This window comes from Sphingobium limneticum, from assembly GCF_008710165.1.
Lineage (GTDB): Bacteria > Pseudomonadota > Alphaproteobacteria > Sphingomonadales > Sphingomonadaceae > Sphingobium > Sphingobium limneticum.
The window spans coordinates 26,563-40,119 of the sequence record NZ_VYQA01000015.1; the positions used below are offsets into that span (position 1 = coordinate 26,563).

General features: G+C 63.6%; 12 protein-coding genes. 9 read left to right on the forward strand and 3 right to left on the reverse strand.

Annotated features, from left to right (window positions below):
• Positions 1-2 precede the first annotated feature (2 nt).
• Positions 3-950 (forward strand): 2-hydroxyacid dehydrogenase, encoded by a 948-nt coding sequence (locus F4U95_RS17825; protein WP_150426580.1) that lies wholly within the window; start codon positions 3-5, stop codon positions 948-950.
• Between the two features lie 245 nt (positions 951-1,195).
• Here the strand turns inward: F4U95_RS17825 and F4U95_RS17830 are convergent, their stop codons facing one another.
• A complete protein-coding gene (locus F4U95_RS17830) occupies positions 1,196-1,921 on the reverse strand; it encodes a hypothetical protein (protein ID WP_120251379.1) in 726 nt (241 codons plus the stop codon).
• A 253-nt stretch (positions 1,922-2,174) separates the two neighbouring features.
• On the opposite strand from F4U95_RS17830, the gene F4U95_RS17835 reads away from it, so the two are divergent.
• The 6 genes from F4U95_RS17835 (at position 2,175) to F4U95_RS17860 (ending at position 9,646) form a co-directional block, all read left to right on the forward strand.
• On the forward strand, positions 2,175-2,621 hold the full coding sequence (locus tag F4U95_RS17835; RefSeq protein WP_120251378.1) for a DUF3576 domain-containing protein: 447 nt from the start codon (positions 2,175-2,177) through the stop codon (positions 2,619-2,621).
• A 99-nt stretch (positions 2,622-2,720) separates the two neighbouring features.
• Positions 2,721-5,249, forward strand: coding sequence for a leucine--tRNA ligase (leuS, locus tag F4U95_RS17840; RefSeq protein WP_150426581.1), 2,529 nt, complete (start codon positions 2,721-2,723; stop codon positions 5,247-5,249).
• A gap of 98 nt (positions 5,250-5,347) precedes the next feature.
• Positions 5,348-5,848, forward strand: a complete 501-nt coding sequence (gene lptE / locus F4U95_RS17845; protein ID WP_150426582.1) for an LPS assembly lipoprotein LptE — start codon at positions 5,348-5,350, stop codon at positions 5,846-5,848.
• Positions 5,845-6,885 carry a DNA polymerase III subunit delta gene (holA, locus tag F4U95_RS17850; RefSeq protein WP_120251376.1) on the forward strand — a complete coding sequence of 347 codons (1,041 nt, stop codon included), beginning with the start codon at positions 5,845-5,847 and terminating at the stop codon, positions 6,883-6,885. Before lptE ends, holA begins: the two co-directional genes overlap by 4 nt.
• Before the next feature lie 61 nt (positions 6,886-6,946).
• Positions 6,947-7,348: a peptide-methionine (R)-S-oxide reductase MsrB gene (gene msrB / locus F4U95_RS17855; RefSeq protein ID WP_120251375.1), complete on the forward strand. Its 402-nt coding sequence runs from the start codon at positions 6,947-6,949 to the stop codon at positions 7,346-7,348.
• Positions 7,349-7,531: 183 nt separating this feature from the next.
• Entirely contained in the window at positions 7,532-9,646 is a 2,115-nt protein-coding gene (locus F4U95_RS17860) for a transglycosylase domain-containing protein (protein ID WP_150426583.1), read from the forward strand.
• Between the two features lie 55 nt (positions 9,647-9,701).
• Here F4U95_RS17860 and F4U95_RS17865 read toward each other — a convergent pair whose 3' ends face one another.
• Together F4U95_RS17865 and F4U95_RS17870 are read right to left on the reverse strand one after the other, a co-directional pair.
• Positions 9,702-9,965: a hypothetical protein gene (locus F4U95_RS17865; RefSeq protein WP_120252249.1), complete on the reverse strand. Its 264-nt coding sequence runs from the start codon at positions 9,963-9,965 to the stop codon at positions 9,702-9,704.
• Positions 9,966-10,178: 213 nt separating this feature from the next.
• Positions 10,179-11,186 carry an aspartyl protease family protein gene (locus F4U95_RS17870; protein WP_150426584.1) on the reverse strand — a complete coding sequence of 336 codons (1,008 nt, stop codon included), beginning with the start codon at positions 11,184-11,186 and terminating at the stop codon, positions 10,179-10,181.
• Positions 11,187-11,452: 266 nt separating this feature from the next.
• Here F4U95_RS17870 and rho point away from each other — a divergent pair, with 266 nt between their 5' ends.
• Both rho and F4U95_RS17880 read left to right on the forward strand, forming a co-directional pair.
• Complete coding sequence (gene rho, locus F4U95_RS17875) at positions 11,453-12,709, forward strand: transcription termination factor Rho (RefSeq protein ID WP_120251372.1); 1,257 nt, start codon at positions 11,453-11,455, stop codon at positions 12,707-12,709.
• Between the two features lie 118 nt (positions 12,710-12,827).
• Positions 12,828-13,550 (forward strand): YjbE family putative metal transport protein, encoded by a 723-nt coding sequence (locus F4U95_RS17880; RefSeq protein ID WP_120251371.1) that lies wholly within the window; start codon positions 12,828-12,830, stop codon positions 13,548-13,550.
• Positions 13,551-13,557 lie beyond the last annotated feature (7 nt).

Sequence of the window (13,557 nt, forward strand, 5' to 3'; positions counted from 1 at the left end):
TCATGACTCGTCCCCTGTTGTTGGTGGGCCAGCCTTTGCTGGCGCCACTGCTGCCGCTGTTGCGCACGGACCATGACGTCATCGCCCTGTGGGAAACGCCGGCATCCGACCAATTGCGCAAGGTCGATGCGCTGGTCTGGGCCGGCGAGTTTCCGCTCGGTCGCGACCTGATGGACGCCATGCCCCGCCTGACCCTCATCGCCTGCTTCACCGTGGGCTATGACGGGGTGGACCTGCCCCTTGCTCGCGAGCGCGGGATCGCCGTGGCCCATGCCGGCAATGCCAATGCGGAGGATGTGGCCGATCATGCGATCGGCCTGATGCTGGCCCATCGCCGCTGGATCGTGGCGGGCGATCGCCACCTGCGCGCCGGCGCGTGGACGATCGAGAGCAAGATGCGAACCCGCTCGATGAACGGCGCGCGCCTGGGTATCGTGGGGATGGGCGCCATCGGCATCGCCGTGGCGGAACGCGCACAGGCGATGAAGATGAAGATCGGATGGTGGGGACCACGGCCCAAATCCGACCTGCCCTGGCCCAGGGCGGATGATGTCGCCGCGCTGGCACGGGACAGCGACATATTGCTGGTCGCGGCCCGCGCCGACGAGCGCAATCGCGGCATGATCGACGCCGCCATTCTGGACGCATTGGGGCCGGATGGATTGTTGGTGAATGTCGCGCGCGGGCAGTTGGTGGATGAAAGCGCGCTGATCGCAGCATTGCGGAGTGGACGCCTGGGAGGCGCGGCCCTCGACGTGTTCGATCCCGAACCGACCGATCCTGCGCGCTGGGCCGATCTGCCCAATGTGGTGCTGACCCCGCATACCGGCGGCGCTACGCATGAAGCGGTGGGACGGATGGCGGAGACATTGATGGCCAATCTGGCCGCCCATTTCGCCGGACTGCCGCTGCCGTCGCCGGTTGCGGATATGATGTTGGAAAGAGGGTGAAGCTGCGGGTTTGGGAGAGGGTGAAAGCCCTTTCCCCTATCGACCTGCGACTATTTGCACCCGATTATCTTGCTGCCGGAACGAACGGGATCATCGTCCCGAAAGAGGTTCACCGATCCACGTGAAACAGCCGCCCTGGAGCATCGTCCGATGCGATCGAATCGGATGATGCTTCCGGAGGTTTTATTGTCCGAATTTTGCGAGCCGTCAGCTGTGACAGCTGACTTCAAAACGCTCTAAGCCGATCAGAATTTGAAGACGGTGCCCAGATAGACGGCCTGGCTGTCCTGGCGATCGTCGGTCATCGGGGTCAGGCGACCTGCTACGCTATTATTATAGCGCACACCGGCGGTGACGTTCAGGTTGCGCGTCAGCGAATAGGAGCTGGCCAGATCCAGCGAATAATCCTTGTCCGCCGAAGGATTGCGAACCGTCGCCGCCGCACCCGGCTCACGACGGGTTTCCAGCATCACCTTGGTGCTGAAACGATCCTTCTTGCCGTCATCCAGCGAGAAATTCTTCGCATCGACCATGGTCTGGACTGGTACGGGGTCCAGTGCCTTGCGACCGACGGCGTCGGGCAGGGCGAACTTGCGCCAGTTATGCGCACCGTTCAGGCTGAACGCGACCGGTTTGATATCGACCATGTCGATCGTGCGATTGACGGCAACGCGATCGTCACCTGCAGCCCGCACCATCACGGTGACCGAACGCTGGCCGCTGAGCGAGCCGCTGGTCGGGGTAAAACGGAAACCACGCTGATTCGCGGATGCAACGATCTTGGCATAAGCCGCGGCCAGGCGCGGATCCTTGATCGTGGGCGTAAAGGAGCCGATGCTGCCCAGCGAAGCGGGCGCTTCGGGGCGCAGGCGGGCCAGATCGGTCACGGCACCGATGGCGGGTGACAGCAGGAAGCCAGTCACGGCAATCGCCGCACCCGTTCCCAGCAAATGTCCCCTTTTCATAACCATGACCCGACTCTTGTTCCCACCCGATATATTTGACAACGCTTTACACCGCAAAAGCCTCCATTGGCTAGGGGCGGAAGGGCTTTTTGTCTGAGCTGTTGCACGGAATACACAGACTCCGGCGCCGCCGCGTGAACGCTACCATCGCAACCTGTCGCACTGGAGGGAAGGCTTCCCCACGCTAGCCCTTGCCCCATGGCGCACGGCCACTATAGAAGCGGGCAGTTTTTCGTCTTTTCTAGCTAGGACATGCCTGATGGTCCGCCGCCTTTCCGCCTCTGCAACCGCCGGCCTGCTGCTGGTCGCGATCCTGCCGCTTGCCGCCTGCGGTGGCGGTTCCAAGGATCGGCCCAAAGCCGACATCGCCGCGTCGAAGGTGACGACGATCGGCGTGAACGCCTATCTATGGCGCGCGTCGCTGGACACTTTGTCGTTCATGCCGATGGTGCAGACCGATTCGAACGGCGGCGTGATCGTCACCGACTGGTATGCCAATCCCAACACGCCCAATGAACGGATGAAGCTGACCGTGTCGATCCTGGACCAAGATCTGCGCGCCGACGCGCTGCGCGTTGCCGCCAGCCGCCAGGTCAATCAGGGCGGCCAGTGGGTCGATGCCCCGGTCGCCGCCGCCACCGTGCAGAAGCTGGAAGAGATCATCCTCACCAAGGCGCGCGACCTGCGCCGCACGGCGATCGGCTGACCTGAACCCTTTGCGGGCATGATAAATGCCCGATTTTTCGAACCTTTCGGGCTGGGCTTTGCAATAGGCCCAGCCCGCCCGCATTTGTAAGGACATGACATGCAGAGGCGCTTCAACCCGCTGGAGGCCGACGCCCGCTGGCAGGCGACATGGGACAAGCAGCAAAGCTTCAAGGCGGACGACGCCTCGACCAAGCCGCGATCCTATGTGCTGGAGATGTTCCCCTATCCGTCGGGGCGCATCCATATCGGTCATGTCCGCAATTATTCGATGGGCGACGTGCTGGCGCGCTTCCGCCGGATGACCGGCCATGAAGTGCTGCATCCGATGGGCTGGGACGCCTTCGGCATGCCGGCCGAAAATGCGGCGATGGAAAAGAAGGTCCATCCGGGGTCGTGGACCCGCGACAATATCGCCAATATGCGCGCGCAGTTGAAGAAGCTGGGCTTCGCGATCGACTGGAGCCGCGAACTCGCCACCTGCGAGCCGGACTATTATGGGCATGAACAGGCGCTGTTCCTGGACATGCTGGAAGCGGGCCTGGTCTATCGCAAGGAGTCGGCGGTCAATTGGGATCCGGTCGACATGACCGTGCTGGCCAACGAGCAGGTGATCGACGGGCGCGGATGGCGCTCGGGCGCGCTGGTCGAAAAGCGCAAGCTGAGCCAGTGGTTCCTCAAGATCACCCAGTTCGCCGACGACCTGCTGGAGGGCCTGAAAGGTCTGGACCAGTGGCCGGACAAGGTGCGCACGATGCAGGAAAACTGGATCGGCAAGTCGGTCGGCCTGCAATTCAGCTTCAAGCCGGTCGCACCGTTCGACACGGAGATCGAGGTCTATTCGACCCGGCCCGACACGATTTTCGGCGCCAGCTTCGTCGCGATCGCGGCGGACCATCCGGTCGCGCAGGCGGTAGCGGCGAACAATCCGGATGCGGTCGCCTTCATCGAAAAATGCAAGGAAGGCGGCACCACGGCGGCCGAACTGGAAACGGCGGAGAAGCTGGGCTTCGACACCGGCCTGACCGTCGCGCATCCTTTCGATCCCGAATGGCATCTGCCCGTCTTCATCGCCAATTTCGTGCTGATGGACTATGGCACCGGCGCCGTCATGGGCGTGCCGGCGCATGACCAGCGCGACCTGGACTTCGCGCGCAAATATATGCTGCCGGTCGAGCGTGTCGTCGCGCTGGAAGGGGAGGCCGACGCGCCGATCCACAACGAAGCCTATACCGGCCCCGGCAATCTGGTGAACAGCCGCTTCCTGGACGGCATGACCGTCGAGGATGCCAAGGCCGCCGTCATCGGCCGCGCCGAATCGGAAGGCTGGGGCGCGGGCAAGACCGTGTTCCGCCTGCGCGACTGGGGCGTGTCGCGCCAGCGTTATTGGGGCACGCCGATCCCGGTCATCCATTGCGAAGATTGCGGCGCGGTGCCGGTGCCCAAGGCGCAGTTGCCGGTCGTGCTGCCCGACGATGTCAGCTTCGACATTCCGGGCAACCCGCTGGACCGTCATCCGACCTGGAAACATGTCGATTGCCCGTCCTGCGGCAAGGCGGCGGTGCGCGAGACGGACACGCTGGATACGTTCGCCGATTCCAGCTGGTATTTCATCCGCTTCGCCAGCCAGCCGTCCGACAAGCCGTTCGATCGTGCCACGGTCGAGCAATGGCTGCCGGTCGGCCAATATATTGGCGGCGTGGAACATGCGATCCTGCATCTGCTCTACGCCCGTTTCTGGACCCGCGCGCTTCAACATATGGGGCAGCTGGACTTTGCCGAGCCCTTCACCGGCCTGTTCACGCAGGGCATGGTGACGCATGAGACGTATAGCCGCGAACAGGGCGAGGGGCTGCCCCCTGTCTATTTCGCGCCGGGTGAAATCACCCGCACGTCGGATGGCGCCACGCTGGTCGCGGACAATGCGCCGGTCGAAGTCGGCCGGGTCATCAAAATGTCCAAGTCGAAGAAGAATGTCGTCGATCCCGACGATATCATCGCCCAATATGGCGCGGACGCGGTGCGTTGGTTCATGCTGTCGGACAGCCCGCCGGAACGCGACCTGCCCTGGACCGAAGCCGGGATCGAAGGATCGTGGCGCTTCGTCAACCGCGTCTGGCGCCTGTTCGGCGAAGCCGACGCGTCGGCGCAGGGTGAAGACAAGGCGCTGGACCGCAAGCTGCACCAAACCGTCGATGGCATCGCCAAGGATATCGAGGCGCTGGGCTTCAACAAGGCCGTCGCCAAGATCTACGAACTGACCAACGCGATCGAGAAGGCCAAGCCGTCGGCATCGCGCACCGCCGCCATCCGCAGCCTGGCGCTGCTGGTCGCGCCGATGACGCCGCATCTGGCCGAAGAGGGCTGGGCGGAGATGGGCGGAGATGGGCTGATCGCCGACGCCGCATGGCCCACGGTCGATCCGGCGCTGCTGGTCGATGACGAGGTGACCATCGCCTGCCAGGTGATGGGCAAGCTGCGCGACACCATCACGGTGGCGAAGGATACGCCCAAGGACGAACTGGAAAAGCTGGCTTTGGCCGCGCCCAATGTCGTCCGTACGCTGGACGGCGCCACGCCTAAGAAGATCATCGTGGTGCCCGGTCGCCTGGTGAATATCGTGATCTGATAGACCCTGTTCGGATTGAGCCTGTCGAAGCCTTGTTCTTTTCCAAAGAGAAGAGCAGCCCTTCGACAAGCTCAGGGCGAACGGTTATGGAGTTTGGCATGAAGCGCATCCTGCCCCTTATCGCCCTGCCTTTGCTCCTCACCGCCTGCGGGTTGCGCCCCGTCTATGGCGGGGGTGGGCATGGGCCGGTGGCGCAGGCGCTGGGCAATGTCACGGTCGAACCGATCGAGGGCAAGGCCGGCTGGCTGATGCGCAATGCGCTCAACGATCGACTCGCCGCCATGCAGGGCGGGTCCGGCCCGCATTATAAGCTGGTGGTGAAGCTGGACGACAATATCGCCGGTTTCGGCCTGCGTGCCGACGCCGCCATCACGCGCGAGCGCCGTACGCTCCGGGCGCGCTATCAACTGGTCGACGAAAGCACCGGCGCGCAGTTGCTGGACGACACCGCCGGATCGGACGCGGGCATCGACGTCACCTCCAGCGAATATGCCACCATCGCGGCCGAAGATACGGCGCTGGAACGGCTGTCGCAGACGGTGGCGGACCAGATCATCACGCGTCTGGCAATATATTCGCGCAAGGCCGCCAATCCTTGAAAGCCAATCGCGGCCAGATCGAACGGGCGCTGGACGCGGCCGGTCAGACATCGGCTGCCGACACCCGCTTCTTCCTGCTCTACGGCCCCGATGAGGCGGGCAGCCAATCGCTGGCCAAGCGGCTGGAGCGGGCGATGGGGCCGCAGGCCGAACGCATCGACCTGGACGGCGCAACGCTGAAGGACGATCCCGCACGCCTTGCGGACGAAGCCGCCGCCTTCTCCATGTTCGGTGACAAGCGCTGGATTCGCGTCAACGGCATGGGCGAGGAATCGGTGCCGGCATTGACCGCCCTGCTGGAGGCGGAGGCTGCCGGCAATCCGGTGATCGCGGTGGCCGGCGCGCTCAAGGCGACATCGAAGCTGGTCAAGCTGGCGCTGGAGCATAAGGCCGTCATGGCATGCATCTCCTACCAGCCCGACGCGCGCGAATCGGAACAGATCGCCATCGGCATCGCCCGCGACGGCGGGTTGCGCCTGTCGACCGAATTGGCCCGACGCATCGTATCGCTGGCCAATGGCGATCGGGCGCTGATGAATGGCGAGATCGAAAAGCTGATCCTCTATCTGGACGCCGCGCCGGATCGTCCGCGCGAAGCGACCGCAGAGGCGCTCGATGCGCTATCGGCCGATAATCCCGATACGGAGGTCGCGCCTCTGGTCAACGCCGTGTTGGGCGGCGACCTGAAGGCCATGCACCGCGAACTGAGCAGCCTGAGCGAAACCGGTACGGCGATGGCCGCCGTCATCCGCCCGCTGCTGGGCCGCGCGATGCTCATCGCCAATATCCGCACCGATTTCGACGCCAGCGGTCGGCTGGAGGGTGCTGTCGATGCGGCGGGCAAGGCGGTCTTCTGGAAGGAGAAGGGGCTGGTGACGCGCCAGGTGCGGACATGGGATGCGCCCGGCATCGCCCGCGTCATCCAGCGCCTGCTGGACGCCGAACGCGCCACCCGGTCGGGCCGTGGCACCGGCGACCTGCTGGTCCGTCACGAATTGCTGGCGATCGCGCGGCAGGCGGCACGAGAGCGGGCCTGACCTCCCACAGTTACCTGAACCCGGACTTGAACCACCTGTCCTACAGCGCCATATTGCGTCCATGGACAAGCTGACCCTGAGCGAAGCCGAATGGCGCGACCGCCTTTCCCCCGAACAATATCATGTGCTGCGCGAAGCCGGCACCGAACGGGCCTTCACCGGCAAATATAACAGCAACAAGGCCGACGGCGTCTATTATTGCGCCGGCTGCGGCACCGAATTGTTCGATGCCGAGGAAAAATATGACAGCGGGTCGGGCTGGCCCAGCTTCACCGCCCCGGTCGATATCGACGCGGTCGAGGAGATTCGCGACGCCAGCCATGGCATGATCCGCACCGAGGTCCGCTGCGCCACCTGCGAAGGGCATCTGGGCCATGTCTTCCCCGACGGTCCTGGCGTCAATGGCCTGCGTTATTGCATGAACAGCGCCGGCCTCGCCTTCAAGCCGCGCGACGAGGCGTAATTACGGCCAGTGTCGGCGCGGCCTGCGCATCCTTTCCCCGCCGCCTGCATCATGACTGCATGAGTGCCGTTCATTCCCGGTAAAGCGCCATTCCCCATGGACGGCGCGACGGTCTTTTTCCGCGCCGGTTGCATGATTTGCGCTGGCCGGGGCCGGGATTAGCGCGTATCCGAGGCGGCACAAATGGCAGGATCTAGCAAGAGCAAGGGCGCGCCGCGTGGCCGCGCGAAGACATGGGCGTTGCGCGGGCTGAAGATCGGCCTTGCTGCGGCGGTCGCGGGATTTTTGGCACTCGTGATCGCAGTGGTCATCGCGATGCAGTCGCTGCCCAACTATGACAGCCTGAAATCCTCCCCCAACGGACAGATGATCCGAGTCCATGCCGCCGACGGCAGCGTGATCGTGTCGCTTGGGCCGAGTTTCGGCCAATGGTTGAGCTACGACCAGATTCCCGAAGTGATGGTCGATGCCATGGTTTCGACCGAGGATCGCCGCTTCTATCTGCATCCCGGTGTCGATCCGATCGGCATGGCGCGCGCCGCCTGGGTCGCGGTGGAACGGCGCGGCACCGGCCGCCGCTGGCAGGGCGCTTCGACCATCACCCAGCAGGTGACGCGCAACATCTTCCTCAACAACAGCTATAGTTTCGGCCGCAAGATCCGCGAAATGGTGCTGGCGCTGGCGCTGGAGCGCAAATTCTCCAAGCGGCAGATCCTCGAACTTTACCTCAACAAGGTCTATTTCGGCGGTGGCGCCTATGGCATCGATGCGGCGAGCCGGAAATTCTTCGGCCATCCCGCCACATCGCTCGACCTGCCCGAAGCGGCGATCATCGCCGGTCTGGTGAAGGCGCCGTCGAGCTATTCCCCCACCGCCGACGCCGATGCCGCGATCGGCCGCGCCGGCGTGGTGCTGGACCTGATGCAGGAAAATGACGCCATTTCCGCATCGCAACGCGCCGGCGCCGACCTGTCCAGCGTGAAGATGGCGCCCGAGCCGCCGCAAAACAGCGTGCGCTACTTCACCGACTGGGCGCTGCCGCAACTCGACCTGCTGATCGACGAGCCGAACGAGCCGCTGGAAGTCTATACCACCATCGACCTTGGCATGCAGAATGCCGCGACGTCCGCGATCAAGGCCAATGTGCCGGGCGGCACGCAGGGCGCGCTGGTCAGCCTGGACCGCGATGGCGCGGTGCGGGCGATGGTCGGCGGCCTGGACTATGTGACGTCCAACTATAATCGCGCGACCACCGCGACGCGCCAGCCCGGATCGGCCTGGAAGATCTTCGTCTATATGGCGGCGCTGGAGGCGGGCTATACGCCCGACACGGGCGTCACCGACGAGCCGGTGACGATCAACGGGTGGAGCCCACGCAACGCCAATGGGCGCTTTGCCGGCGATATCGACGTGCGCACCGCCTTTGCCTATTCGATCAATACGGTCGCGGCGAAGCTGGGCGTGGAGGTCGGTTTCCCGACCGTGGCCGACATGGCGCGCCGCTTTGGCGTCACGACGCCGGTCAACACTCATCCCTCGATGGTGCTGGGCACGTCGGACGTGCGCCTGATCGACATGACCCGCGCTGCTGCGTCGATCGCGCGCAAGGGGATTGCGGTGACGCCCTATGGCATCACCAAGGTGACGACGGCCGACGGCCGGATGCTCTACCAGCATCAGGATGATACGAGCCGCGTGCTGGTCGCCCCTTGGGTAGCCGCCGGCATGACTGACCTGATGCAAACGGCCGTGTCGACCGGCACCGGCAAGGCGGCGCAGATCGGTCGCCCGGTGGCGGGCAAGACCGGCACGACGTCCAGCAACAAGGATGGTTATTTCCTGGGCTTTTCCAGTGGCATCACCACCGGCGTCTGGATGGGGCGTGACGATGCCAAGACTGTAGGCGGCCTACAGGGCGGCCGCGCGCCTGCGCGGGCGTTCGCCGACTATATGAAGGTGGCCGTGTCGAAGCGTCCTGTGGAGCAGTTCGAGACGCAGGTCACGCTGCCGGAATGGCAGCTGGAGCCGGATGACGAGGCCTATTATGGCAGCCCGGACAATGGATCGGGCGGTGTGGACAGCGGCATGATGGTCGATGAAAACGGCCTGCCGGTCCAGCAGCGTCAGCGGCCTGCGCCGTCCGGTGATGAAGGGGACGATCAGCAGTTGGAGGTCGATCCCGACGATCGTCCGCAGCCGCCGCGTATCGACCAGCAATGGATCGACAATGTGCTGGGCCGCGATCATCAGCGGCAGCAACAGCAGCAGCCCGCCACTCGGCCTTCCCCCAATCCCTGATCGGCCCGGCTGGACCGATAGGGAAGGGGATGGGAAGCCGGGCCTGCGCAGTGCATCAGCGACGGGCCAGCTGAACGACGGGGGCATTGTGGCTGATGGCCAGACCATCCTGCGCCCATTCGCTCTTCGAGCGACACTGCGTCACCGGGATGATCGAACCGGTCAGGGTTTCGCGGAAGCAATAGCGATCGGTGGAGGCGTCATAGGTCACCTTGGCGCCGCCGAAACGGCCTTCCGGCTGTGCAAAAGCAGGCGTGGCAGCGGCCGAAACGGCAACGGTGGCAGCGACGATGGCGGCGGCGAAAGCGATGGTCTTCATGGTCTTGGTCCTTCCCTGAAATGTCTGCGATGATCCGTCATGGGTCATGCCAACGACATTGCAGGGGGCGTGCCAGTTTCAGAAAAGCCACGAAAATCTAGGGTTTCGGCTTGCTCCACCCTTGCTCTTGGTGAAATATTTACAATTATTCGGTGAAAAATCCCGATTAGTAAGGATTGGTTCATTCCACTTCGCGATGCGCATGAATGATCGTCAGCCTTTCGCCTTGTCATTGATTGCCCAGCGCGTCGGCTCCGCTGCACCGGCATCGGGCAACAGGAAGTCCACCTTCCCACGGCCGAAGTCGATCGCCACCCGATCAAACACCCTGAGCGCACTGATCCCCAGCAGCAGCGCCGGCTTGTCCTGAAGACCCAGTTCCGCAAAGGGGCTGGCATCGGCGAACAGGACCGGCACCTCGATCAGGTTGACCCGGCCCATCCGCACGCCCTTAATCCGCCCGACCTGCCCGGTCAGTGTCCCGCCCGTCACGCTGGTCAACGTCGCCTCCAGCATCGCGGGCGCGCGCTTCTTCGCCAGCAGCTTGTCGCGCAGCGCCAGATTGCCGATACTGAATACGCTGCCGGTATCCAGCATGATATTGACCCGCATGCCATTCACTTCGGAATCCAGCAGAATCAACTGGCCGCGCTTGCGCCGCGCCTCCACCACTATCGTGTCGGGATCGACCGCCAGCCGCCGATTGCTGTTGCTGCTCGCAATTTCCATTCGCCCGGTGCGGAAATTCAGCGTCACCCGCTTGGCATGCAGACTGTCCAGCCCCAGCAGACCCGCCGCGCCCAGATTCTCACCCTCCAGCACGGGCGCTTCGATATCGTCGATCGTGCCGGCGCCAAAGCCCAGCCGCGGGACCGCGACCGTCTGCGCCTGCGACCGGCCGGTCATGCTGAGGATCGTGACATTGGCGCGCGGCGCCAACGCCAACCGCTGCGCCAGATCGCGCGCGATCACGGTCCGCTGCGACCCGGTGTCGATGATGAAGTTCCACGGCCCCTTGCCGTCGATCGAAATGGGAATGGTGACACGATCGTCCAGCGGCGGGCCGGTTTGCACGATGGTCGGTGGTATATCGGGGTCAAGGGCGGTAGCCGGGACGGGCGCTACCCCATCCTGCGCGGCGCGGATCGGCCCCCCGATCGTCAAGCCGACGCCGAGTAGAGCCACCAAGGAGACAGCCAGGAAAACCGGGCGCCGTCCCATATCCTCATCCTTCCATTTTATATCCTTCTTATATCATGGAAGGCCATCGTCGCGCCAGCGCCACCACCCGGCCCGCATCGGGGCATAAAAGGCGATTTTCCGCTGCTGCCAGCGATTGTCCTAGCTTGACTTGATGCCCCTGCGGTCGTTAAACGCCAGACATTCCTTCCCGCCCGTCCGGAGCGGGGCTCGACCGGCATCCAGTCCGGTTCCAATCCTTCCTTTTCCGGCCCTTAGATCACCCTCTCTCCATCGGACCGATTCGCATGCATCTCAAGGATCTTAAAAAGACCATTCCAGCCGACCTCGTCACCATGGCGGAGGAATTGGGCGTCGAAAGCGCGTCGACGCTGCGCAAGCAGGATCTGATGTTCGCGATCCTCAAGGCCGAGGCGGAAAATGGCGAGCAGATCATGGGCGAGGGCACGATCGAAGTGCTGCCGGACGGCTTCGGCTTTCTGCGCAGCCCGGAAGCCAATTTCCTGGCCGGCCCCGACGACATCTATGTGTCGCCCAATCAGGTCCGCAAATTCGGCCTGCGCACCGGCGACACGGTCGAAGGCGAAATCCGCGCGCCCAAGGATGGCGAGCGCTATTTTGCCCTGACCAAGCTGACCACCGTCAATTTCGACGATCCCGATGTCGTCCGCCACCGCGTCAATTTCGATAACCTGACGCCGCTTTACCCGGAACAGAAGCTGACGCTGGATCCGGGCGACCCGACCCAGAAGGACAAGTCGGCCCGCGTCATCGATATCGTTTCGCCGCAGGGCAAGGGCCAGCGTACGCTGATCGTCGCGCCGCCCCGCGTCGGCAAGACGGTGATGCTCCAGAATATCGCCAAGGCGATCACCGACAATCATCCCGAAGTCTTCCTGATCGTCCTGCTGATCGACGAGCGCCCGGAAGAAGTTACCGACATGCAGCGCAGCGTGAAGGGTGAGGTCGTGTCCTCCACCTTCGACGAGCCGGCGACCCGCCACGTCCAGGTTGCCGAAATGGTGATCGAAAAGGCCAAGCGCCTGGTCGAGCATAAGAAGGATGTCGTCATCCTGCTCGACTCGATCACGCGCCTCGGCCGTGCCTACAACACCGTGGTGCCTTCGTCGGGCAAGGTGCTGACCGGCGGCGTGGACGCGAACGCGCTCCAGCGTCCCAAGCGCTTCTTCGGTGCCGCGCGTAACATCGAGGAAGGCGGTTCGCTTTCCATCATCGCCACCGCGCTGATCGACACCGGCAGCCGCATGGACGAAGTCATCTTCGAAGAATTCAAAGGCACCGGTAACTCGGAAATCGTGCTGGACCGCAAGGTCGCGGACAAGCGCATCTTCCCGGCGCTGGATGTCGGCAAGTCCGGCACCCGCAAGGAAGAGCTGCTGGTCGAGAAGGGTACGCTCAGCAAGATGTGGGTGCTTCGCCGCATCCTCATGCAGATGGGCACGATCGACGCGATGGAATTCCTGCTCGACAAGATGAAGGATTCCAAGACCAACGAGAATTTCTTCGACTCGATGAACCAGTAAGCGTTGGGGCGATTGCACCGATCGCCACATCGACGCATCCGATATTTTGCCGTCAGAGCCGGGCCATGTATATGGTCCGGCTTTCTTCTTAGCTTCAAGTCAGGGACGTCAGGCCGCCATGTTCGACCTTCTCGCCACCGCCGCTTCGGCTGCTCAGGGGATCGGCTCACCTGCCGATATCTGGCAGCATATCGTCAATGATTTCAGTAATATCACTTCGCCATCCGCGCTGTCGGCCTTCGTTCAGGTGCTGATGATCGACGTGCTGCTGGCGGGCGACAATGCCATCGTCGTCGGTGCGCTCGCAGCGGGCCTGCCCGCCGCCCAGCGCAAGAAGGTGATTTTGATCGGCATCATCGCCGCATTGGTGCTGCGCATCGCCTTCGCACTGGTGGTCAGTCAGTTGATGCAGATTGTCGGCCTGATCCTGGCGGGCGGCTTGCTGCTGCTGTGGGTCAGTTGGAAGATGTGGCGCGAACTGCACCCGGCGCGTGGCGCGGACACGCCCGACGATCCGAGCGACGATGATGTGTCGGGCCTGCGCCCGGCCAAGAGCTTCGCCGCCGCCGCCTGGGCCGTCGCGGTCGCCGACGTGTCGATGAGCCTGGACAATGTGCTGGCGGTCGCCGGCGCGGCGCGGGATCATCCCGGCATATTGATGATCGGGCTGGTCCTGTCGGTCGCACTGATGGGCATCGCCGCCAATGTCATCGCCCATTATATCGAGCGCTTCCGCTGGATCGCCTATGTCGGCCTTGCCGTGATTCTCTATGTCGCGGTGAAGATGATCTATGATGGCTTCGTCGACCAGCAAGTCGGCATATTGACGCTGTTCAGCTGACGACAGG

Excerpts from the sequence above, each read along its gene's own strand:
- lptE (WP_150426582.1), top strand. The coding sequence starts at position 5,348 with ATGAAGCGCATCCTGCCCCTTATCGCCCTGCCTTTGCTCCTCACCGCC.
- F4U95_RS17870 (WP_150426584.1), bottom strand. The coding sequence starts at position 11,186 with ATGGGACGGCGCCCGGTTTTCCTGGCTGTCTCCTTGGTGGCTCTACTC.
- F4U95_RS17830 (WP_120251379.1), bottom strand. The coding sequence starts at position 1,921 with ATGGTTATGAAAAGGGGACATTTGCTGGGAACGGGTGCGGCGATTGCC.
- rho (WP_120251372.1), top strand. The coding sequence starts at position 11,453 with ATGCATCTCAAGGATCTTAAAAAGACCATTCCAGCCGACCTCGTCACC.
- F4U95_RS17865 (WP_120252249.1), bottom strand. The coding sequence starts at position 9,965 with ATGAAGACCATCGCTTTCGCCGCCGCCATCGTCGCTGCCACCGTTGCC.
- msrB (WP_120251375.1), top strand. The coding sequence starts at position 6,947 with ATGGACAAGCTGACCCTGAGCGAAGCCGAATGGCGCGACCGCCTTTCC.
- F4U95_RS17860 (WP_150426583.1), top strand. The coding sequence starts at position 7,532 with ATGGCAGGATCTAGCAAGAGCAAGGGCGCGCCGCGTGGCCGCGCGAAG.
- F4U95_RS17835 (WP_120251378.1), top strand. The coding sequence starts at position 2,175 with ATGGTCCGCCGCCTTTCCGCCTCTGCAACCGCCGGCCTGCTGCTGGTC.
- leuS (WP_150426581.1), top strand. The coding sequence starts at position 2,721 with ATGCAGAGGCGCTTCAACCCGCTGGAGGCCGACGCCCGCTGGCAGGCG.
- F4U95_RS17880 (WP_120251371.1), top strand. The coding sequence starts at position 12,828 with ATGTTCGACCTTCTCGCCACCGCCGCTTCGGCTGCTCAGGGGATCGGC.
- F4U95_RS17825 (WP_150426580.1), top strand. The coding sequence starts at position 3 with ATGACTCGTCCCCTGTTGTTGGTGGGCCAGCCTTTGCTGGCGCCACTG.